We start from the raw sequence: 22,754 nt of genomic DNA on the forward strand, positions 1-22,754 counted from the left end.
ACAGGAAACAGCTACCATTCGCCATTGGTTTTTTGCTAGTCTGGTTCCATTATCGCTTCGGCCAAAGTAGGGGGAATTTGACAAAGCCGGGAAGATAACATACAATCAAATCCGACCTTAATTAGTACCGGCCACTTCCAGAATATTAGTGCAATTACATCGACCCTTACCTGGCTAGACAGGAAAAGCCAACGCGCTTTTCTAGGAAAAGGAGTGTGGGAAATGGAGTTACGCGCAATTTGGGAAAGGTATAAGAATCGGGGGCTTGTCTTTTTCGGCTGCCTTGCTCTTGTGCTGGTTCCCATGATTGGCTATTTCTCTGCCCAGGCTACCCAGCCAAAACAGGTCACTTTTTCGTTGGACGGAGAAAGCAAGACGGTAGCTACCAAAGCAAAGACCGTCGAGCAGTTCTTAACCGAGCGAAGCATTACGGTAACGGAAAAGGATTCCCTTCAACCGACACCTCAGACGAAGCTAACAGACGGAGCAATCATTACCTTACATACAACCTGGTCAATACCAGTCCAGGTTGACGGGCAGACAAAAGTGATACAGACACTCAATCGCGATGTAGCTGGTGCGTTGAAGGACGGCGGCATTGCGCTGGGTGAAAAGGACCGGGTAGAACCGGCTTTGACCGCATCGTTGACCAAAGATTCTGCGATCAGCGTCAAACGCGTTGTGGAGCAGACGGTCGATGTGGATGAGAAAGTTACTTTCCAGGAAATACGCAAGAACGATCCCTCTTTAGAAAAGGGCAAGTCCCGCGTGCTACAAAGCGGGCAAGAAGGTAAGGCAATTGCACACTACAAGCTGGTCATGGAAGATGGAGTTGAGGTCTCCCGTGAACTGGTTTCAAGAGACGTACTTGCACCAAAGAAGGACCATGTGATCGCTGTCGGAACTGCAGTCCCAGTACTCCAAACGGATGATAAATCACAACGGGTCTTGGTCGCTTCAGCAGGTATGGTCTCTCGTGGTGGAAAAGTGTTTAGGCCGAAAAAAGTACTGACCGGTGTTACTCTAACTGCTTATTCACCATCAGGTGGAGGCAAACATCCTAGCTCGCCGGGCTATGGTCGAACGGCGACAGGAGTAAAAGCTAAGGCAGGTCATACGATTGCTGTAGATCCCAAGGTCATTCCATATGGATGGTGGGTCTACATTGATGGAGTAGGGTATCGTCGAGCAGAAGATACGGGTGGCGCTATGCGTGGTGGTAAAATTGACGTATTTGTTGGCACAGAATCGGAGGCGGTCCAATTTGGCCGCAAGCGCAACAAAACCGTTTACATTATAGGTCCGCAGAAGCCGTAGGACAGGAGCGATTGCTCCTGTCTTTCCGTTTTTTATCGAGTCATGATAAGCTGAATACTAGTAAGACGGTCCAGGGCCCAAAAACGTTTCACCCTTTTTGGGCTTTTGGCTTGGTTTTTTGGAACACTAGTACCATACGGATTTTTGTACGAAAGTGGGAGCACATGATGAAGATCAAAGAAGTCATCGTGGTAGAGGGAAGAGACGACACCGCTGCAATCAAGAGGGCGGTCAACGCGGACACGATTGAGACGGGCGGCTCTGCCATTCATACAAGAACGATCGAGAAAATCAGACTCGCGCAGCAAAAGCGCGGCGTTATCATTTTTACGGACCCTGATTATCAGGGGGAGCGCATTCGCAAAATTATTAGCCGTCAGGTGCCTGGTTGTAAGCATGCCTTTATCACACAGGAGGATGGCACCAAAAAAGGCGATATCGGGGTCGAGAACGCCTCTGACGAAGTAATCATTCGTGCACTGTCAGAAGTGCGTACAGAGATGGCAGAAACGGCAGGAGAGATTACGGCAGACGATATGCTCGAAAACGGACTGACGTCAGGTCCAGACTCCAAGGAGCGCCGTATAAAGCTGGGAGAGGCACTTGGCATCGGATACGCGAATGCGAAGCAGATGTTGCAGCGACTAAACGCTTTCCAGATCAATCGAGATGAATTTGAAGCGGCTATGAAAGCCATTAACAAAGAGAGGGAGTAAGCCATGACCCAACTAGCTGGGAAGGATATCGCCACACCTACACGCACCAAGGAAATTTTGGAGAAGTATGAGTTCTCCTTTAAAAAGAGTCTTGGTCAAAACTTTCTGGTCGACACCAATATCCTGCATAATATTGTTTCAGCCGCTGATCTGACCAAAGCAAAGGGAGCAATTGAAATCGGTCCGGGTATAGGTGCGCTCACAGAGCAGCTGGGACGCGTGGCAGGTAAGGTTATGGCGATTGAGATCGATCAACGTCTTTTGCCTATTCTGGAGGATACGCTGTCTCCCTATGAAAATATCGAGGTTGTGCATGGAGACGTGCTGGAGCTGGACCTGAAGTCCTTGATAGAGGAAAAAATGACAGGCGTAGACAAGCTTAGCGTAGTAGCCAATTTACCTTACTACGTGACGACGCCGATCCTGATGAAGCTCTTGGAAGAGCGTCTCCCGCTAGAAAATATCGTCGTGATGATTCAGAAAGAAGTAGCGGAGCGGATTGCAGCCAAGCCAGGTACGAAGGATTACGGCTCTCTTTCCGTAGCGGCACAATTCTATGCGGAAACAGAAGTAGCTATGATCGTGCCTGCAAGTGTTTTTATACCGCGTCCAAATGTAGATTCAGCGGTGATTCGTCTAAAGGTGAGAGACCGTCCTCCCGTCGAGGTGGATGATCAAGACGTTTTCTTCCGAGTTGTGCGTAGCTCGTTCGCTCAGCGTCGCAAAACACTGTTGAACAACCTGATGAATGGTCTGTTTCTAAAAACACAAAAGGATGAAGTAATACAGATGCTCGCTGACATCGGAATCGATCCGACTCGTCGAGGGGAGACACTTAGTATTGAGGAATTTTCTCGCCTTGCAAACGAAGGTTTACGGCGCGGTTTGATCAGCAAAAAATGAAAATGCCTCCCCGTTTTTGGGCTAATTACGCCAAAAATGGGGTTTTTTTATGTATTCAGCATTTAGTGACGATATTAGTGACAAAAATCTACGTATTTCATGAAAAAAACCCCGTTGACAAAATATCGGCTGGATTGCTATAATTTTTTATTTCTTTGACAAAATAAGCATGTGCTGTTATAATAGATTTAAGCGAGGTGGATGGAACAATGGCAAGAAACGCATTACTTGACATTAAACGCAGTTTAGACGGGCACATTGGTGAGCGCATCCTGTTGAAAGCTAACGGTGGCCGCCGAAAAACTGTCGAACGAAGTGGCATCCTCGAGGAAACATACCCATCTGTGTTTGTGGTAAAGCTAGATGATGATCAACTCTTTGAGCGGGTCTCTTACAGCTATGCTGACATCTTGACGGAAACAGTAGAGTTGACGGTGTGCCGGGAGAACGAGCACATCCGCATTACATTTGTACAACAGTAGAGCCCTTTGGGTTCTACTGTTTTATTTTTCGGAGTAGAAGCAGATAATATTCTGCTTCAGTATAAGTGCATGCAACCACGCCCCGCCAAATCTATGGCGTAGTGGTCAATGAAAAAGCCTCTGTGGGACAAACTAAACTTGTCAACGAGAAGGGAGGCTATCATGGGTCGCAGACGAGGCAGCATGATGTCAGAGGAGTTCAAAATGGAGCTAGCCAAGGATCTTGGGTTTTACGATAAGGTGAAAGCCGAGGGCTGGGGTGCCATCACGACGCGTGACGCTGGCAACATGGTAAAACGGGCTGTGCAGATGGCTCAGGAAGCGCTAGCTGCCAAAAAGCTATAACGGGCTGATTGTCCGAGTAGTCGCAGTTGTAGGTTTCGCAAGAGGGTCGAGGCGCTTTTCGTATACCATACAAACTCGTTGACAAGGCCAGGGGATTCCCTGGTCTTTTTGCTTGATACATAGCGTGCCCGGGATGGGATGACGAGGGCCAAAAGCATGCTACGGTAGTGCCGCTTTTTCGAATTTTTCGCCTTATCGTTGCCAACATATTCTTTTTGGTTGATCAAGTGGCATGGAAGAGAATCCCTATGCTACAATAGGGAACTAGGAAATTGAGAAAGTGGGCAGAGGTGAACAACGTGCGTATCTCGGTCAAAGCTCCGGCCAAAATCAACTTGACTCTTGACGTGCTTGCCAAACGGCCGGACGGTTATCACGAAGTGGAAATGGTGATGACTACCGTAGACTTGGCTGATCGTGTAGATCTGACCCTACGCGAAGATGGTGAGATTACGCTGGACTGTTCTGCCAGCTTTGTACCAGATGATATTCGCAACCATGCGTATAAAGCGGCAGTCCTTATGAAAGAACGCTATCAGGTGCGCCAGGGCGTACACATGTATATCGACAAACAAATACCCGTCGCTGCCGGTTTGGCAGGTGGAAGCAGTGATGCTGCTGCCACGTTGCGCGGATTGAATCAATTGTGGAAGCTCGGGCTGACGATAGACGAGCTGGCTGTATTAGGTGCAGAGATCGGCTCTGATGTGCCATTCTGCGTTTATGGAGGCACAGCGCTAGCAAAAGGGCGTGGAGAGAGAATCACGCATCTAGGGACGCCAGCTCCGTGCTGGGTCATTCTCGCCAAGCCGCCGATTGGTGTATCGACTCCAGACGTATACGGCAATTTGCGTGTACAGGAGATTACTAACCATCCACCAACGAAGCAGATGCTTCAAGCCATCGAGAGACAAGATTTCTCCCTGATGTGCCATTCGCTTGGGAATGTGCTCGAAAATGTAACGTTATCCATGCATCCACAGGTACGGCAAATCAAAGAGCTCATGATTGCGTCAGGAGCAGATGGAGTCCTGATGTCGGGCAGTGGACCGACTGTATTTGCCCTTGTACAAAAGGAAGCCAAAGTGCATCGCATCTATAATGCCTTGCGTGGATTCGTCAAAGATGTGTATGTTGTCCGAATGTTAGGCGCCGGTGAAGGGGAAGTGCTTGCATGAACCCGTATGGAAATGATACATTAGCACCATAATATTCGGTTTTGGAGGAAGAGCCATGAAGAAATTGCGCAGAAGTGCGCGTCTGGTCGACATGACGCAGCACTTGCTTGCTCATCCCCACACACTGACTCCTCTTACTTTGTTTGCCGAACAATACGGGGCGGCGAAATCATCTATTAGTGAGGACTTGTCTATCATCAAGGAAGCGTTTGAAGTCCAAGGTGTAGGCTTGTTGAAGACGGTGGCGGGGGCGGCAGGGGGAGTAAAGTTTATTCCTCAGGTCAAAACGGACGAGGCCCTTCAGTTTATTCGTGATCTGATGGTTCATCTGGCTAACCCGGAGAGACTGTTGCCAGGTGGATACCTGTACATGTCCGACATTCTTGGAAATCCGTCTACGATGTCACAGATCGGCAAGATTTTTGCGACGGCTTATGCAGAAAAAAATGTAGATGTCGTCATGACCGTGGAAACGAAAGGAATTCCGCTTGCATATGCGACGGCTATGTTCCTGAACGTTCCAGTGGTGATTGTGCGCCGTGACAACAAGGTAACGGAAGGTTCAGTTGTGAGCATCAATTATGTATCAGGTTCCAGTAAGCGGATTCAAACCATGTCACTGGCGAGACGTGCTCTGGCTGAGCAATCGCGTGTGCTGATTGTGGACGACTTCATGAAGGCAGGCGGTACGCTGCGGGGCATGATCGATCTGTTGCAGGAATTCCGTGCTACGGTAGTTGGATGTGGCGTTCTGGTGGAAACTACGGCCGACGTGTCTGAGCGTCTGGTTGATGATTATGTTTCACTTGCCAAGCTGCAGGATGTGGACATCAAGGGCAAGCAGATAGAAATTGAGCTAGGCAGCTTTTTTGAAAATAGAGGGGAGTAGATGAATGATGGCAATCTCTTTTGTTTCAACTGACAAGGCTCCAGCAGCAATTGGTCCTTACAGCCAAGCGGCAAAGGTAGGTCCGTTCTTGTTTGCATCCGGACAAATCCCGCTTCGTCCAGACGGTACGCTGGTAGAAGGCGACATCGCAACGCAGGCTCATCAAGTTTTTACGAACATCCAAGCTGTATTGGCAGAAGCAGGCGGAAGCTTGTCCAATGTAGTGAAAGCAACTGTGTTTATTAAAGACATGAACGATTTTGGCCAGCTGAACGAAGTGTACGGTCAGTATTTTGGCGACCATAAGCCAGCTCGTTCTACTGTAGAGGTTGCGCGTCTGCCGCGTGACGTGAAAGTAGAAATTGAAATCGTTGCCTATTTAGAAGCATAAAAAAATCTATATCGTTGCCTGCTCATGGAGAGCGACCGCTTTTTAGTGGAAAAGGCAGTGAAAATAGAAAACAGCCTGATGCGTGTTCGAGCATTGGGCTGTTTTTTGTGTTTTTATGACCGTAGTCTTAAAGTTATCTCGTAAATATGCTCAATGATATGAATAATTTTATATATTTTATAAAAATTTGCATAAGATTAGCAGGAATATTTACCCAGAGGGTGGAAATACTCCTAAACGCGTTTCATAGATAAAGGGAGTGAACTAGATGGAAGTTACAGACGTAAGACTTCGCCGAGTGAATACGGATGGTAGGATGAAAGCGATTGCATCCATTACAATCGACCATGAATTCGTGGTTCATGATATCCGTGTCATTGACGGGAACAATGGCATGTTTGTAGCCATGCCGAGCAAGCGTACACCGGATGGAGAATTCCGTGATATCGCGCACCCGATTTCCTCGACTACTCGAGAAAAAATCCAAGCGGCAGTATTAAATGAGTACGAACGCGTAGGTCAAGAAGAAGAAAGCACCATCGAAGCTGGTGCATAACCAAACAAAGCACCCTGTCCCTTACCGGCAGGGTGCTTCGGCGTCCGTTACACGTAGCAATCTTTTAGATCGTTCAAGATTTTTTCCTGATCCATTCCCTCACCGATGAAGACGGCTACCATCTTAGGGCCAAAGTTTTCAAACGGAAACAGATGAACCTGATTATCTGTATGCTGAAAAGAAATAAGCTCCTCTTTGCCGTGAAAAAGAACGTACCCTTTTGCACGATAGACGCTTTTCGGCAAAGCATAAAGAAAGTTCTCAAATTTTTCAGCATGGACCGGACCGGTGAACTGGTAGGAAAAACTGTCGATACTATTGTAAAGAGATGGCTTGCTCGTCCTTAGACCCAGCGACTGCTTGAGTTTGTCCATGGGAGAGAGTCGTCCAATTGTTTTTTGTACGGGTACCATTTTTTCGGGATCACTGTCTTTCGTGTACGATTTCACCAGACGTTCGACTGATAATAGGCTCTCCAGGTTCATGTCGCTTTGGATGGCCTGATGGATTGGAGCAAGTGGATTTAGTTCTTTCAATTTTTGCTCCACTTTTTGAAGAACCTCGGGTGTGGTCAGATCAATTTTATTTAATAGGAGCAAGTCTGCGTATTTGACTTGGTTACGGATGGTTTTGACCAAAGTGCTTGTAGAGGCAAAACGAGAATTGAGCTCCAGGAAGCGAGAAGCGTCTACGACACTTACGATTCCGCAGAGTTGCAGTCGATCATACAATTCTGGGTGAGTCAGCGCATCGACCACATCAATCGGGTCTGCGACACCAGTCGTTTCAATGAGGATGCGATCGGGAGCAAGTGATTGGAGAATTTCTTTTAACCCCTCCGTCAATTCCCCTTGGATGGAGCAACAGATGCAGCCGTCCAATAATTTTTTTACAGGAAAGCCAAAACCTTGCAGTTGTTCTCCGTCAATATCTTCCTCACCCATTTCGTTCATCAGGACCACAACCTTGTCATTCTGCTGCTGCAGATGAGTAAGTAATTTTTGCAAAAGTGTAGTTTTTCCGCTTCCCAAATATCCAGTCAGTAAGTAAACCTGAGCATTCATGTATTCCTACCTCCTCTAAAAACCCCTTTCGCCCATCAATATATCACACTTTTATCAGAAAATTAAATGTTTTCCGTTATATGGCTAACTTTCAGGAAAGATCAGGGAAACAGTGAGAATCCTGCATCGAGTGTCTTGAAATCCACATATGATTAAGATATAGTCATTGTGGAACTTCTACGATGGAGGGTTGACATGTCTAAGATCCATGCCGTGGTTCTGGCAGCTGGTCAGGGTACACGGATGAAATCGAAGCTGTACAAGGTTTTGCACCCTGTGTGCGGTAAGCCAATGGTCCAGCATGTAGTGGATACGCTTGGCAACATGCAGGTTGAGGAAATCGTTGTCGTCGTAGGTCATGGTGCTGACACAGTCCGCGCCAAACTAGGCGAGGACATCACTTATGCACTGCAAGAAGAACAGTTGGGAACGGCACATGCCGTTTCGAAGGCAGCGCCGTTTTTACAAGATAAAGAAGGCACTACGTTTCTTTTGTACGGAGATGTCCCTCTCTTGTCTGCACAGACGTTGTCCGATTTGCTTAGCTATCACGAAAAGCAGCAAGCGGCGGCGACCGTTCTGACAGCCGTGCTTCCTGATCCTACTGGTTATGGGCGTATCGTGCGGAATGAGTCGGGCGAAGTATTGCGAATCGTGGAACATAAGGACGCCTCCGATGAGGAAAGGGCGGTCCGCGAGATTAATACCGGAATATACTGTTATGACAACCGAAAATTATGGAAAGCCTTGGCGGAAGTGAAAAATGACAACGTGCAAGGTGAATACTATGTAACAGACTGTGTGGCCATTTTACGCGATGCTGGTGAAAAGGTAGTAGCATTCGAAGCGAAGGACCCGGATGAAACGATGGGTGTCAACGATCGCGTGCAGCTGTCTGAAGCCGAGGCATACATGCGTAAGCGTATTGCGGCAACTCACATGCGCAATGGTGTGACGATTATTGATCCTTCCTCTACGTACATCGAGGCGGATGTCATCATCGGATCGGATACCGTAATCGAGCCGGGTACACACTTGCGCGGACGGACAACCATTGGTGCAGATTGCGTCATCGGTCCACAAGTCGATTTGACCAATGTCGAATTGGCTGATGGTGTTTCCATTACGTATTCTGTCATGGTTGACGCAAGTGTCGATGCAGAAACTACGATTGGTCCATATGCCTACATTCGTCCGGGAACACAGATCGGGCGCAATGCCAAGGTCGGCGATTTCGTAGAATTGAAAAATGCAAAAATTGGTGACGGTACCAAGGTCCCTCATCTTAGCTACGTAGGTGATGCGGAAATTGGAGACGGTGTCAATATTGGCTGCGGAACGATTACTGTCAATTACGACGGTGCAGTCAAGCATAAAACAATCGTGCAGGATGGAGCTTTCATTGGTTGCAATACCAACTTGGTTGCTCCAGTCACTGTGGGACAAAATGCGTACGTTGCTGCAGGTTCGACAATCAATCAGGATGTACCAGATAATGCGCTTGCGATCGCACGTGAGCGTCAGGTAAATAAATTAGACTACGCTAGCAAAATGCCTCGCAAGGGCAAAAAGCAATCATAACGGGAGGTTCTAAGAGAAGATCATGGCTAACTACCGCGACCCAAAACTGAAGGTATTTACGTGCAACGCAAACCCGGAACTGGCAAAAGAAATCGCTGAACACATTGGTGTACCGCTCGGAAACGCACAAGCAGTGCGCTTTAGTGATGGCGAATGCCAAATCAAATTGAATGAAAGCGTTCGCGGTTGTGACGTATTTGTTATTCAGCCAACGTCTGCTCCCGTTAATGAACACCTGATGGAGCTTTTGGTAATGGTGGACGCACTCAAACGCGCTTCTGCAAAAAGCATCAACGTAGTAATTCCATACTACGGCTATGCTCGCCAAGATCGCAAGGCTCGCGCGCGTGATCCGATCACTGCCAAGCTGGTTGCTAATCTGATCGAAACGGCAGGGGCACAACGTGTCATTACAATGGACTTGCATGCTACACAAATCCAAGGATTTTTCGACATCCCTGTGGATCACCTGCTGGGAGTACCAATTCTGGGTAAACACTTCTCTGAAAAAGGTCTGTCGGACATCGTGGTTGTATCTCCTGACCATGGTGGGGTTACTCGTGCCCGGAAACTGGCAGAACGTCTGGAAGCGCCAATCGCCATTATTGACAAGCGTCGTCCTGAGCCAAATGTAGCTGAGGTTATGAATATCGTAGGGAACATCGAAGGCAAAACCGCAATCATCATTGACGATATCATCGACACAGCTGGAACCATCACACTCGCTGCCAATGCACTGGTAGAGGCAGGTGCTCGTGATGTTTATGCATGCTGCACGCATCCTGTTCTGTCTGGACCAGCAATCGAGCGTATCGCTAACTCGAAAATTCGCGAGCTGATCGTAACCAACTCGATTCCGCTGACAGATGAACAAATCATTGATAAAATTACGGTTCTGTCCGTTGCACCAATCATTGGTGAAGCGATTATTCGTGTTCACGAAGAGCTGTCTGTAAGCAAGCTGTTTGATTAATCAAGCCTTCCCCTTTTAGGGGATTGAAATAAACCTCCGATGGACAAGCTAGAGAGGAAACTTTTACTAGCGGTCTTAAGGAGGTTTTTTTGTGGAAGCGATACAGGCACAATCACGCACGCTAGACACGGGTAACACCGTCAAGACATTGCGGAGAAATGGGTGGGTACCTGCTATTGTTTACGGCAGCGATATGGGCAATCAGACCATCCAAGTCTTGGGCAAGGATCTGGATGCTGCTCTGCGCCATCAGGCGACGAACAAACCTTTTCGATTAAGCGTAGATGGCAACGCACATGATGTGATGGTGTACGAGCTGCAGCGCCACCCATTAATGGGGAACATCCTGCATGCCGACTTTAAGAAGATTAACATGAATGAAAAGATCCATACGACTGTTCCGGTCCTCATGACAGGAGATCCGGAGCTGGGGGTCGCAACACTCATCCGCCATAGTGTAGAGGTAAGCTGCTTGCCAGGAAACATCCCGGAATCATTTACAGTAGATGTGGATGGGTTCAATATTGGTGATGTCGTACTGGTCAGTGATTTGCAAATTCCACCTGGTGTTGAGCTGGGGCTGGATTCTACGGAAGTGCTGATCAGTGTACTGCCGGTCAAAGCCAAGTCAGAGGAGTCCATCGAAGCACAGCATGCCGCTGCAGAGGTAGCGGAGCAGGCAGAGGCTACAACAGAACAGGCAAAAAAAGTATAGAATATCAGGTAGAAGGCTCAGATGTACAGCTCTGAGCCTTTTTCTTGTTCCCCCAGGGACAGGTATCCACGCAAAAGACGAACCGGTTTCATACCTTGACTATATACACTAGGAGAGGGTGGAATCGAGACAGGTATGGACAAGCTTTTGTGGATGGCATCGGGTGCAGGTATTGCACTGGCTGTAGGGGCGCTGGTTTGGATTTACGTGCGGTATTGGCTCGGAATCCTCAGACAGTACGTTTCCAAGGATGAACAACCAGATGGGCCTTATCGTGTTCTGCGCAAGGTTCAAACGCCTTTTCAAAAAGTCGCACTGGTTGAGCACAATGACCAAATGTTAGTGTATGCAAACGGATATGTCATGTTCGGTACGACCGATGATGAGGACATGTACGGGGAAGCGCTGGTTCATGTGCCTTTGTCTTTGGCAAAGAAACGTGATCGCGTTCTGCTCGTTGGTGCAGGTGGTGGTATTACGACAAGGGAAGTGCTTCGGTATCCGGATGTCAAAGAGATTACCGTTGTCGACATAGACCCAGTGATGATGGAGTTCGGGAAGACACTGGAGCCGCTGGTCAAATTCAATCAAGGCTCATTGAATCATCCCAAGGTATGTACGGTAGTAGCAGACGGCAGAGCTTTTCTTGAGGCGAACGATGAAAAGTGGGATGCGATTATTCTGGATCTTCCTGAACCGACGATGAACAGCCTCTCGCTGGGGCGTCTATACAGCTGGGAATTTTACAGACTGTTGCAGGAGCGTTTGAATCCAGGAGGAATCGTGGGCATTGCCTGCTCAGTCCTGTCTGCCATGCCCGAATATTTTTGGACCATTCAAGCAACGCTTAAAGCCGCAGGTTTTTCCGTATTGCCTTACCATTTCGACTTGATTGTGGAGCACGAAGAGGATTGGGGATTCATGGTGGCCGCCACCAGACCTATTTCAGCGGCAGAGGTGCGAATTTCCGTACCCAACCGTTACCTGAATCCCGCAAGGTTAAAAGATATGTTCCACATCCGTTATGGATACGCAAAATATTGGGAAGAGGATGAAATTCAAACGGATAGCAATCAGGTATTGGCGTTAATCGAGGATGAAACGGATTAGCACGTCTTTTATAGCTCCACTTCAGATGGGGCTTTTTCTTTTGTTCAGATCAGCATTCTAGTACAATGAGGGGAGATTAGGAGGGAAGCAGAGTGAAAGTGATCATCGGATTGGGCAACCCTGGCAAAAAATATGAGGATACAAGACATAATGCTGGATTTATGGCCATAGATAAGATTAGCGAGAAATGGGGTATCCCTGTTACGCAAAACAAGTTTCGTGCGCTCGTTGGCGAGGGGAGACTGGAAGGAGAGAAGGTTCTTCTCGTTAAGCCTCAAACATACATGAACCTGTCTGGTGAATCGGTCGCAGAAATTATGAAATTTTACAAGCTGATCCCGGACGATTTGGTCGTCATTTTTGATGATCTTGATTTGCCGACCGGACAGCTGCGCTTGCGGGAAAAAGGAAGTGCAGGTGGACACAATGGCATTAAATCCATGATTGCACATTTGGGTACGCAGGATTTCAAACGGATAAAGGTAGGAATCAACCGTCCAGAGCCCGGAAGAAGCGTCAGTGATTATGTGCTGCAAGCATTCCCGGCTGCGGAGAAGGAAAACATTAACGAGGCTGTTACACTTGCAGCAGATGCGGCCGCCATGTGGACAAGAGAGCCGTTTATAAAAGTGATGAATCAATATAACAGCTTGAAAAAATAACATGCACGAATGACTCAAGCACTCGCACAACGATCGTGTGCCTCTAGTATGATTTCCCATCGAAAAGTCCATACTAAGCGATATGAACAGTATGGGGGTGGCATATACATGAGCATACGATATACGTGTCGTTGTTGCGGGATGAAGATTGCCGAATTTGATGAATCACAAGTGACTGAAGCGCAGCTCGGGTTTGATTCCTTGACCCCAGAGGAACGTGCTCTTATAATATCGAGAGAACAAAGTGGAGATACGGTTGTCAGCATTACGTGCGATTATTGCCGTGAAGCGCTGAATCATAATCCAGAGCTTTCGTTAGTTGGAAGCCCGCTTCAATAAGTGGATACCCTTTTCGGAACGCTTGCACTGACAAGGTCTTAGCTTGGGGAGCTAAGGCTTCTTTTCGCATGGTCGACCGATTCGGTCATCATGAAGAATCGTCTCTAGGTAAACTTTCTGAAATGCGTAACAACTTTTAAGCTACACACAAACACCTTGCCATGAATAGTCCTGGTAGAGGTTTTTACCCGAGAAGAATGAGAGAGGGGATTAGTGAATGCAAGTCATCATTAACCCGATGAAACAGGACACAAATGTCGGGACGATCGTGGCTGGTCTGGAAAAGGGACTACACGAACAGCTTATCTCTGGTTTGGCAGGCTCAGCCAGACAGACGCTTATGGCGGCAGTGAAACAGATGACTGATCGCCCAGTTTGTGTTGTGACCCATAACATGTACCAAGCGCAAAAAGTATATGAAGATTTGATCGAGCTAGTTGACCCCGATCAAGTATTGCTCTACCCAGGCAACGAGCTAATAGGTTCAGAGCTTGCCGTGGCCAGTCCAGAGATGCTGGCGCAAAGAATTCATGTGTTCAACCGTTTGGCCCAGGGCTTTACGGGTTTTTTGGTTGCTCCGTTCGCAGGCTTGCGGCGGTTAGTGGTGCCACCACAGGTTTGGAAGGAAGCACAGATCAAGCTCACTGTCGGTGAAGAGCTGGACATTGAAGCCTTTTTGCTGCGTTGTATTGAGCTTGGCTACGACCGCGTTGATATGGTTGAGCGCAAAGGAGAATTGAGCGTCCGCGGCGGGATTATTGACCTATATCCGATCGATTCTGAATGGCCTGTGCGAATCGAGCTGTTTGATGTGGAAATCGACTCGATCCGTACATTTGACATGCTTTCCCAGCGCTCTTTGGAATCCGTACAGACGTATGTCCTTGGCCCGGCAAAAGAAATGTTTGCGTCGACGCCGTTGCTTCAAGAATCCGCTGTGCGCTTAGAACAAAAGCTCGGTGAAACCGTTGCCAAACTAAAGGATGGCGGCGCCAAGGAAAAAGTAGTCGAGCGCATCGGGACAGATGTGGAGAAAATGAGCCAGGGGCAGCGTTTCCCTCAGCTTTATTCATACATTTCGGTGATATATCCTACCGAGGATACACTTCTGTCTTACATGCCAGCGGAAACTCTTCTCATTATTGACGAGCCTTCTCGCGTTTTGGATACGTCTGCTCAATTGCAAAAGGAAGAAGCAGAGTGGCTCACAGGCAGAATCATTCAGGGTGAGTATATGGCCAATCTCAGCCTGTCTCGTACGTACGAAGATATCGTGATGACCAAAAAGCGGCAGATCGTTTACTTGTCCCTGTTCCTGAGACAATCCCCGAAGACACAGCCGCAAAATATCGTCAATCTGACCTGTCGCACGATGCAAAATTTCCATGGGCAAATGAACGTGCTCAAAACGGAGCTGGCTCGTTGGAAAAAGTCACAGGATCAGATCGTGTTTGTAGCAGCAGACATGGAGCGTGCCAAAAGACTGGAGCGCGTTCTGCACGATTATGAGATGGAAGCAGATGTACTTGGAGATGCAGTAGAAACGGTGCCACCGGGACGTCCAACCATCATTTTGGGCAACCTGCAAACCGGATTTGAGCTTCCCTTGAATAAGCTTGTCGTCATCACGGAGGGCGAGGTATTTACAGCGAAGCAGCGCAAGGCTCGCAAAGTACAGCAAACGATGAACAACGCCGAGCGGATCAAGAACTACCTGGAGTTAAAACCGGGCGATTACGTCGTGCACGTCAATCACGGTATTGGAAAATACCTTGGAATTGAAACCAAGGAAATACTCGGAATTCATAAAGATTATCTTCATATTCAATACGCTGCGGGTGACAGTCTGTTTGTTCCGATTGATCAGATCGACCATGTCCAGAAGTACGTGGCGAGTGAAGAGGCTACTCCCAAAATTTATAGCCTGGGCGGCAGTGAGTGGAAGCGTGTCAAAAACAAGGTACAATCCTCGGTCAAAGACATTGCTGAGGATTTGATCAAGCTGTATGCATCGCGGGAAGCGGCAGTAGGCCATTCCTTTTCAGTGGATACGACTGAACAGCGTGAGTTTGAGTCGATGTTCCCGTACCAGGAGACGCCAGACCAGCTGCGAGCCATTTCAGAGGTTAAGTCAGACATGGAACGAAAGCGTCCGATGGATCGTCTAGTGTGTGGGGACGTAGGCTACGGAAAAACTGAAGTAGCGATTCGTGCAGCCTTTAAGGCAGTCATGGACGGCAAGCAGGTAGCTGTTCTTGTGCCGACAACGATTCTGGCACAGCAGCATTACGAAACATTCCGCGAGCGGTTCTCTGAATATCCGATTCGGGTTGAGGTTTTGAGTCGTTTCCGTTCACGTAAAGAACAGAATGCTACCTTGAAGGGACTAAAGGAAGGCATAGTTGATGTCGTCATCGGTACGCATCGCTTGCTGTCCAAAGACCTGCATTTCCGCGAGCTTGGTCTGCTCATCGTGGATGAAGAGCAGCGCTTTGGTGTAAGTCACAAGGAAAAGCTGAAGCAGATCAAAACCAATGTCGATGTTATGACGCTTACAGCGACGCCGATTCCACGGACCTTGCACATGTCCATGCTGGGAGTTCGTGACCTGTCTGTTATCGAAACGCCTCCAGAAAATCGTTTCCCGGTGCAAACCTATGTGATGGATTACAGTCCGGCTCTGGTGCGTGAAGCGATTGAACGGGAGCTCGCCCGCGATGGTCAAGTGTTCTTCCTGTACAATCAGGTACAGGGAATCGAACAAATGGCAGAGCAGATTTCCATGCTGGTTCCTGATGCACGTATCGCGGTAGCGCATGGACAGATGAATGAAAGCGAGCTGGAGGGCGTCATTCTCGACTTTTTAGAGGGCAACTTTGACGTTTTGGTTAGTACGACCATTATTGAGACAGGTGTGGACATCCCGAATGTAAACACGCTGATTATCTACAATGCTGACAAAATGGGCTTGTCCCAGCTGTATCAGCTGCGCGGTCGGGTCGGTCGTTCCAATCGGATCGCGTATGCCTATTTTACGTACCAGCGTGATAAGGTACTGACAGAGGTAGCAGAAAAGCGTCTTCAGGCCATCAAGGAGTTTACCGAGCTTGGCTCCGGCTTCAAGATCGCCATGCGCGACTTGTCGATTCGCGGTGCGGGTAATTTGCTCGGTGCAGAACAGCATGGCTTTATCAACACAGTCGGATTTGATTTGTACAGCCAGATGCTCAAGGAAGCGATCGATGAGCTGAAAGGCGAGGTCAAGCAGGAAATTGTCACACCTGTGGAAATCAATCTGCAGCTGGATGCGTATATTCCTTCGCTGTACATTACAGATAGCAGGCAAAAAATTGAAATGTACAAAAAATTTGTGGCTGTTTCTTCGCTGGAGGATGTCGATGATCTGGCAGAAGAGCTGCTCGATCGCTTCGGCCCTGTACCAAAGCCGGTTGATAATCTCCTGACCATTTCCAGATTGCGCGTATATGCCCTTGAGCACCACATTACGGAAATTAGTCAAAAGAACCCGGATGAAATCAAGCTGATTCTGCATCCTAGCCAAAACAACAACATTGATGGAGGAGCCTTGTTTGCTCTTGCCAGTAGTTGGAGCCGAAGAGTAGGGCTCTCGGGTGGACAACAGATCACCATTGCTGTTAAAGTAAAAGGGTTAAGAGAAGACGAAGGCGTGCAGTTGGTTGAAAAGCTGCTGCGTCAATTTGATCAGGTGCGTCGAGACACTGGTACGAAAGAGCCCTATGTCCTAGACAAATGAGTGGGCCTGCCAGGAAGGGAGAACCTTAATTATGAAACGTTCTGTAGCCATTTTATCTTCGGCTGTATTGGTCGTGGCACTCATGACCGGATGCGGAAAAGCGGAAGAAAATGCGCAGTCTAACCAACCACCAGCAAATCAGACAGATGGCCAAAATGGGAATCAGGCAGCAGATGCCAATGATCCATTGACTCAATTTCCTAAACTGACTTTGCCGTTCACGGTAGATCCTAAGGCAGTGGTAGTTGAGTATCAGGGAGGAACCGTAACAGGTCAGGAGTATGAAGAGTTTTTGCGTGTTATCAACTTCATGAATCCTCAACAAGGCGGCATGATTGAGATTGCTGACAATGATGCGCTGAAAGCTTTTGCCCGTGAGTATACAGCGACTAAGATTTTGGCTTCCCGCGCTGATGCTGCGATCCAAAAAGAGTCCAAGGATATGGCGGAAAAAACCTTTGAGAAAATCAAAGGCCAGTACATGGGCTTTTTGGGTAAAGACGAAGCGAAGTTTACCAAGCTGATTGAGGGCCAAGGAGTAACCAAGGAAAAGGTTATTAACCAAATGGCGCTCATCAACGACTCGATCAATGTGCTGAAAAAGGACATTAACGATGCTAAGTTGAAGCCAATTTATGACAGCATGGATAAAGCGTCCCGTACGACTGCTTCTGTCCGTCATATCTTGATCTCCACCGAAAAACGTACGCCAGAGGAAGCATTGAAGCTGGCTAACGATCTGGAAGCTCGCCTGAAAAAAGGTGAGGACTTTGCAAAGCTTGCGAAGGAATTTACGGATGATCCAGGCAGCAAGGAAACGGGCGGCCTGTATGAAAATGCTGATGTAACTGGGTGGGTGCCTGAGTTCAAAGAGGCATCCCTGGCACAAAAAGTTGGAGAAGTGGGACCACCAGTTAAAACGGACTATGGTTACCACATCATCAAGGTAGAGAACCGCAAAGAAAAAACGTTTGACGAAATGAAAGACCAGCTCCGTGCAAGTGCACTGGAAAAAGGGTACGATGAATTTGGCAAAACCGAGCTGGACAAGCTTATTACCAAGTACAACGTTCCTGAAGCAAAACACCCAGCGGCAAAGTAATAAATAGGCTCACTTAAAAACAGGGAAGCAAATTTCCCTGTTTTTTCGTTTTCTCGCATATTCTTGAAGCATGGGCAAATACTATAATCACTCGCTACCACCCGGGGGAGAGTAACTGAAACAATCTGGTAAAAATTTCAGCCGTCACGCATAGTTAAAATTAGAATTTCAGGAAAAAATACAGCTAACCAACCAACACTATTTCATTTCACTACCCACTTCTCAGGGAAAGCGAGGCAACATGACATGAAAGCAACTGGTATCGTTCGTCGAATTGACGACCTCGGCAGGGTCGTGATTCCCAAGGAGATTCGTCGTACACTGCGCATTCGTGAAGGCGACCCGCTTGAGATTTTTGTGGACCGTGACGGAGAAGTCATTCTCAAGAAGTATTCGCCAATTGGAGAACTGGGAGATTTCGCAAAAGAATACGCTGACTCTCTCTATGAGAGCATGAATCATACCGTATTGATTTCGGACAGGGACAGCGTGATTGCCGTATCGGGTGCGTCAAAAAAGGAATATCTGGAAAAGGCAATTGGCAGCATTGTGGAAAAGAGCTTGGAGGAAAGAAAAACACGCCTGGAGAAAAATGCAGGATCGTATGAGATTTGTCGCGACATGAATGAGACGTATGGATCATTCGTGGTAGCTCCTATCGTGGCTGGCGGCGATCCAATCGGGTCGGTCATTCTCCTCAATAAGAATGAGTCCACCAAGATGGGCGACTTGGAGATGAAAATGGCGGAAACAGCAGCCGGATTCCTCGCCAAACAGATGGAGCAATAGGTGTGTAAAAAGAAGCAGCCTCGCATGTCGGGGCTGTTTTTCTTGTTGCCTTTTCCATGTACTATCAGACTATAAAAATTATAAGGATGATAGTATAAGTGCAACTAAGGCCCTGCCTGCGCCAATAGGCTTGGCAAAGCCAAGTTTTCTAATGGTATAATGGACGAAGTTTCTGGTTGGAGAGGAGAAATTTCACGCACATGGGTCAAGAAAAGGCATCTGTACAATTTGTGAAAGGCGCCGCGATTCTCGGGGTTGCCGGTCTTGTCTCCAAACTGTTGGGCGCAGTATACCGCATTCCGTACCAAAACATTGCCGGTGACATCGGTCTGTACGTATACATGCAAGTGTACCCGCTATATACCACCCTCCTGATTTTGGCGACCGCAGGTTTTCCGATTGCCATCTCCAAAATCGTCTCGGAGCGAGTGGCAGTCGGCGATGTAATTGGCGCGCGCAGGGCATTTCGCGTAGCCAGTATTTCGCTCGTGATCCTCGGCTTCTTTTTCTTTCTCCTGTTGTATACGGGAGCCCCTCTAATTGCCACGTTTATGGGCGATCAGCATTTGACTACACCGCTTCGCGCGGTCGCATGGTCGTTACCGTTAGTTCCGATGGCAGCTATTTTACGAGGTTATTTTCAGGGACATCAGAATATGATGCCTACAGGTGTTTCACAGGTAGCTGAGCAGTTAATTCGTGTTGTATTTATTTTATTGTCCGCGGTTTGGGCAATGAGTGTGTATCAGGATGCTTATTTGGCGGGAACAGGTGCAGTATTTGCGGCATTCCCTGGTGGGGTGGCTGCTGTTCTCGTATTGCTGTGGTATTGGAAAAAGGACAAGCATAACCTGCTTCCGATTGCTACGACGCAAGTACAGTCGTCAGGTGTAAGTGCGTGGACGAATCGTCAGGTACTACAGAGCTTGTTGTATTATGCGCTACCCATCTGTATGGGCGCATTGGTGCTGCCGCTTATTCCTCTGGTAGACTCGGTGACCGTCGTAAACATGCTCCAGTGGAGCGGTATGCATGAGGATTTGGCCAAGCTGGCAAAAGGTGCGTTTGACCGCGGGCAGCCGCTCATTCAGTTTGGAACGTTCTTTGCCACATCGCTTTCATTGGCATTGGTTCCAGCTATTAGTGAAGCGGCGGCGCAACGGCAAAACAAGCTGATTGCCAACCGGGCTGAGGTTGCCATTCGTCTTACGTTTTTGCTAGGTCTCCCAGCCTCCTTTGGCCTCGCGCTGCTGGCTGAGCCAATCAACGTGATGCTCTATGGAGATGATAAAGGAACACAGGCACTTGCGATCCAGTCGTTCACGATTATTTTTGCGACGCTCAGTATTGCGAGTGCAGGAATTTTGCAAGGAATGGGCCGGGTGATGCGACCTGCGCGCAATTTGTTTATCGGGGTAGTTGTTAAGCTTGTCCTCAATCTAGCGCTCGTTCCTTTTTGGGGAATTGCGGGAGCGGCATTGTCCACGGTGCTCGCGTATTTGGTTGCCATGGGCCTCAATGTGCTTGCGGTGAAAAAGTATTCCGGAGCACAAATTGGTCTGCGTCAAACAGCCCTGAAGCCATTCATCTCGGTCATCATGATGTCAGTCGTGGTGCTGGTTGTAGAATGGGGAGCGAGTTCTCTGTTCGGTAAAGTCATCAGCTCGGAGCGACTGTTCCATACCATTGTTGGCCTGATCGCGGTCGGGGCTGGTGCTGTCGTCTATTTGCTGGCGCTTCTCAAAACCGGTGGCCTAACGAGAGCTGACATTCACTTTTTACCAAAAGGCAAACGTATTGCAGCGCTTTTAACCAAGTTTCAGTTTCTTCCCAAGGAAAGACGATAGATAAACGTAACAGGTAAGGAGGCAAGGCCAGTGGGAACAGGGAAAAACACGCTTACGGTAGTAGGCTTGGGTGCAGGTGATCTCGATCAGCTTCCATACGGGATTTACCGCACGCTCAAGCAGGCATCTCATCTGTATCTGCGAACGCAGGAGCATCCAGTCGTTACGCAATTAGTAGCGGAGGGCGTAACCTATGAGTCATTTGATGCAGTGTATGAACAGCATGATGCCTTTACCGAAGTGTATGCGGAGATTGTGGAACGACTGTTGACGAAAGCTGCACAAGAAGACGGGATCGTATATGCGGTCCCTGGCCATCCCCTCGTGGCAGAGCGCACGGTTCAGCTTTTGCTGGAAAACGGCCGGGCAAGAGGCGTAGAAATCGAAATTGGCGGAGGACAGAGCTTTATTGATCCTCTGTTCGCCCGTTTGAAAATTGACCCGATCGAGGGTTTCTCTTTGCTCGATGGTACTGCTTTGGTTGCGCATCAGATCTCTCCTGGCTTACATACGATTATCGCCCAGGTGTATGACGCGTTTATTGCATCGGATGTAAAGCTGACCTTGATGGACGTGCTTCCGGATGACTACCCGGTGACCGTTGCGACAGCAGTAGGGGTTAAAGGTGAGGAACACATAGAGACCGTCCCGTTGTACGAGCTGGATCGACTCGATCACTTTGGCAATTTGTCTCTCGTTTACGTTCCCCCTGCAAAAGATGAGCGTGCACGGTATCGTCAGTTCTCACACTTGAAAGATATCGTTGCGATTTTACGCAGTCCAGACGGTTGTCCGTGGGATCGGGAACAGACGCATCAGAGTATTCGCAAAAACTTGATCGAAGAGACGTATGAAGTGCTGGAGACAATCGATGACGAAGACCCCGATGCGATGTGCGAGGAGCTGGGCGATCTGTTGATGCAGATCATGCTGCATTCCCAAATGGCTGCCGAGGAAGGGTACTTTACAGTAGATGACGTCATTGCTACCTTGAACGAAAAGCTGGTTCGCCGTCATCCGCATGTATTCGGTGAAAAAAGCGCAGAGGATTCCGAAGAGGCGTTGGCGAATTGGCAGGAAATCAAGGCGCAGGAAAAAGCGGCAAAAGGAATCGACGTCACGGCGCAGTCACAACTGGCTGGCATCCCGCGTGATCTGCCTGCGCTCATGTACGCGTACAAGCTTCAGAAGAAGGCTGCGCATGTCGGCTTTGATTGGGACAATATTTCCGATGTATACGCCAAGGTTGACGAGGAATACCGTGAGCTCCAAGAGGCATCCGAGGATGAGCGGGCGGGAGAGCTGGGTGACCTGTTGTTTGCTGTAGTCAATCTGGCGCGATTCCTCAAGCTCGACCCGGAAGAAGCACTCGCATTGACCAACAATAAGTTCAAAAAGCGTTTTTCCTATATCGAAGAAAAGCTGCAGGAAGCAGGTCGTTCATTTGAAGAAACGAACTTGCAGGAAATGGATAAGTGGTGGGAGGAAGCCAAGCACCACGGGAAAGGGAGAGGATAATACATGAGACTGGACAAGTATTTGAAAGTATCTCGTTTGATCAAAAGACGTACACTCGCAAAAGAGGTATGTGACAAGGCACGAGTGGAAATCAACGACCGCCCGGCAAAAGCATCCAGTAACGTAAAGATCGGTGACAAGCTTGCTATCCGCTTTGGTCAAAAGATCGTTAGCGTAAAAGTAGAGGACATCAAAGAAAATCCGCGTAAAGAAGAGGCAGCATCACTCTACACCGTTATTGGAGAAGTACCAGTGCCGCGTGACGAAAAAGAAGAGGAAGCTTACATCAAAGGGAAAGAATAGACTACAATGCAAGAAAGCGAAAAGGATGGGTACTCAGATGAAAGTCTGACTGCACTATCCTTTTTTCTTTGTGGGTTAGATTTTTCTGAACAGTAATATCAAGGAAACGAGGGTAAATAGGTTAATTGGGTTAAACGAGTAGATAATCCCAATTCGCCTGATTGTGAATGTAGAAAAATCAGATATTTTGGGTTGGTAT

The 22,754-nt window shown here is 48.1% G+C and carries 22 protein-coding genes; 21 read left to right on the forward strand and 1 reads right to left on the reverse strand.

All coding sequences use genetic code 11. From position 1 onward, the window contains the following. Nucleotides 1–222: 222 nt before the first annotated feature. From SB752_RS24995 to spoVG, 9 genes are all read left to right on the forward strand, one after another. Entirely contained in the window at nucleotides 223–1,317 is a 1,095-nt protein-coding gene (locus SB752_RS24995; RefSeq protein WP_410718205.1) for a resuscitation-promoting factor, read from the forward strand. A gap of 167 nt (nucleotides 1,318–1,484) precedes the next feature. Then, entirely contained in the window at nucleotides 1,485–2,033 is a 549-nt protein-coding gene (gene rnmV, locus SB752_RS25000; protein WP_410718252.1) for a ribonuclease M5, read from the forward strand. A gap of 3 nt (nucleotides 2,034–2,036) precedes the next feature. Further along, entirely contained in the window at nucleotides 2,037–2,936 is a 900-nt protein-coding gene (rsmA, locus tag SB752_RS25005; RefSeq protein WP_410718206.1) for a 16S rRNA (adenine(1518)-N(6)/adenine(1519)-N(6))-dimethyltransferase RsmA, read from the forward strand. A gap of 209 nt (nucleotides 2,937–3,145) precedes the next feature. Beyond that, nucleotides 3,146–3,418 carry a biofilm formation stimulator Veg gene (gene veg, locus SB752_RS25010; RefSeq protein ID WP_005830485.1) on the forward strand — a complete coding sequence of 91 codons (273 nt, stop codon included), beginning with the start codon at nucleotides 3,146–3,148 and terminating at the stop codon, nucleotides 3,416–3,418. Between the two features lie 162 nt (nucleotides 3,419–3,580). Further along, nucleotides 3,581–3,763 (forward strand): small, acid-soluble spore protein, alpha/beta type, encoded by a 183-nt coding sequence (locus SB752_RS25015; RefSeq protein WP_410718207.1) that lies wholly within the window; start codon nucleotides 3,581–3,583, stop codon nucleotides 3,761–3,763. A gap of 299 nt (nucleotides 3,764–4,062) precedes the next feature. Beyond that, on the forward strand, nucleotides 4,063–4,941 hold the full coding sequence (ispE, locus tag SB752_RS25020) for a 4-(cytidine 5'-diphospho)-2-C-methyl-D-erythritol kinase (protein WP_410718253.1): 879 nt from the start codon (nucleotides 4,063–4,065) through the stop codon (nucleotides 4,939–4,941). A 55-nt stretch (nucleotides 4,942–4,996) separates the two neighbouring features. Next, complete coding sequence (gene purR, locus SB752_RS25025; RefSeq protein WP_103109815.1) at nucleotides 4,997–5,830, forward strand: pur operon repressor; 834 nt, start codon at nucleotides 4,997–4,999, stop codon at nucleotides 5,828–5,830. Between the two features lie 7 nt (nucleotides 5,831–5,837). Next, entirely contained in the window at nucleotides 5,838–6,221 is a 384-nt protein-coding gene (locus SB752_RS25030) for a RidA family protein (protein WP_410718254.1), read from the forward strand. A gap of 268 nt (nucleotides 6,222–6,489) precedes the next feature. After that, complete coding sequence (gene spoVG / locus SB752_RS25035) at nucleotides 6,490–6,777, forward strand: septation regulator SpoVG (RefSeq protein WP_049742862.1); 288 nt, start codon at nucleotides 6,490–6,492, stop codon at nucleotides 6,775–6,777. A gap of 47 nt (nucleotides 6,778–6,824) precedes the next feature. On the opposite strand, the gene SB752_RS25040 is transcribed toward spoVG, so the two are convergent. Further along, the gene (locus SB752_RS25040; protein WP_410718208.1) at nucleotides 6,825–7,841 is read right to left on the reverse strand and encodes a CobW family GTP-binding protein; all 1,017 of its coding nucleotides are present in this window, start codon (nucleotides 7,839–7,841) and stop codon (nucleotides 6,825–6,827) included. Nucleotides 7,842–8,036: 195 nt separating this feature from the next. Here SB752_RS25040 and glmU point away from each other — a divergent pair, with 195 nt between their 5' ends. From glmU to SB752_RS25100, 12 genes are all read left to right on the forward strand, one after another. Then, the gene (glmU, locus tag SB752_RS25045; RefSeq protein ID WP_410718209.1) at nucleotides 8,037–9,422 is read left to right on the forward strand and encodes a bifunctional UDP-N-acetylglucosamine diphosphorylase/glucosamine-1-phosphate N-acetyltransferase GlmU; all 1,386 of its coding nucleotides are present in this window, start codon (nucleotides 8,037–8,039) and stop codon (nucleotides 9,420–9,422) included. 22 nt (nucleotides 9,423–9,444) lie between these two features. Further along, a complete protein-coding gene (locus SB752_RS25050) occupies nucleotides 9,445–10,395 on the forward strand; it encodes a ribose-phosphate diphosphokinase (RefSeq protein WP_410718210.1) in 951 nt (316 codons plus the stop codon). Nucleotides 10,396–10,486: 91 nt separating this feature from the next. Further along, on the forward strand, nucleotides 10,487–11,110 hold the full coding sequence (locus SB752_RS25055) for a 50S ribosomal protein L25 (protein WP_410718211.1): 624 nt from the start codon (nucleotides 10,487–10,489) through the stop codon (nucleotides 11,108–11,110). Between the two features lie 135 nt (nucleotides 11,111–11,245). Continuing rightward, nucleotides 11,246–12,220, forward strand: a complete 975-nt coding sequence (locus SB752_RS25060; RefSeq protein ID WP_410718212.1) for a spermidine synthase — start codon at nucleotides 11,246–11,248, stop codon at nucleotides 12,218–12,220. A gap of 92 nt (nucleotides 12,221–12,312) precedes the next feature. After that, nucleotides 12,313–12,882: an aminoacyl-tRNA hydrolase gene (gene pth, locus SB752_RS25065; protein WP_410718213.1), complete on the forward strand. Its 570-nt coding sequence runs from the start codon at nucleotides 12,313–12,315 to the stop codon at nucleotides 12,880–12,882. A gap of 108 nt (nucleotides 12,883–12,990) precedes the next feature. Then, nucleotides 12,991–13,221, forward strand: coding sequence for an anti-sigma-F factor Fin (locus tag SB752_RS25070; protein ID WP_410718214.1), 231 nt, complete (start codon nucleotides 12,991–12,993; stop codon nucleotides 13,219–13,221). Between the two features lie 217 nt (nucleotides 13,222–13,438). Continuing rightward, nucleotides 13,439–16,996: a transcription-repair coupling factor gene (gene mfd / locus SB752_RS25075; RefSeq protein ID WP_410718215.1), complete on the forward strand. Its 3,558-nt coding sequence runs from the start codon at nucleotides 13,439–13,441 to the stop codon at nucleotides 16,994–16,996. Nucleotides 16,997–17,027: 31 nt separating this feature from the next. Next, nucleotides 17,028–18,098: a peptidylprolyl isomerase gene (locus SB752_RS25080; RefSeq protein WP_410718216.1), complete on the forward strand. Its 1,071-nt coding sequence runs from the start codon at nucleotides 17,028–17,030 to the stop codon at nucleotides 18,096–18,098. Nucleotides 18,099–18,344: 246 nt separating this feature from the next. Beyond that, complete coding sequence (gene spoVT, locus SB752_RS25085) at nucleotides 18,345–18,887, forward strand: stage V sporulation protein T (protein ID WP_410718217.1); 543 nt, start codon at nucleotides 18,345–18,347, stop codon at nucleotides 18,885–18,887. A 200-nt stretch (nucleotides 18,888–19,087) separates the two neighbouring features. Beyond that, entirely contained in the window at nucleotides 19,088–20,734 is a 1,647-nt protein-coding gene (locus SB752_RS25090; RefSeq protein WP_410718218.1) for a putative polysaccharide biosynthesis protein, read from the forward strand. A gap of 30 nt (nucleotides 20,735–20,764) precedes the next feature. Beyond that, nucleotides 20,765–22,252 carry a bifunctional methyltransferase/pyrophosphohydrolase YabN gene (yabN, locus tag SB752_RS25095; protein WP_410718219.1) on the forward strand — a complete coding sequence of 496 codons (1,488 nt, stop codon included), beginning with the start codon at nucleotides 20,765–20,767 and terminating at the stop codon, nucleotides 22,250–22,252. A 3-nt stretch (nucleotides 22,253–22,255) separates the two neighbouring features. Beyond that, nucleotides 22,256–22,555, forward strand: coding sequence for an RNA-binding S4 domain-containing protein (locus tag SB752_RS25100; protein WP_049742848.1), 300 nt, complete (start codon nucleotides 22,256–22,258; stop codon nucleotides 22,553–22,555). Nucleotides 22,556–22,754 lie beyond the last annotated feature (199 nt).

It is taken from the genome of Brevibacillus sp. SIMBA_040 (assembly GCF_046535075.1).
Classification (GTDB): domain Bacteria; phylum Bacillota; class Bacilli; order Brevibacillales; family Brevibacillaceae; genus Brevibacillus.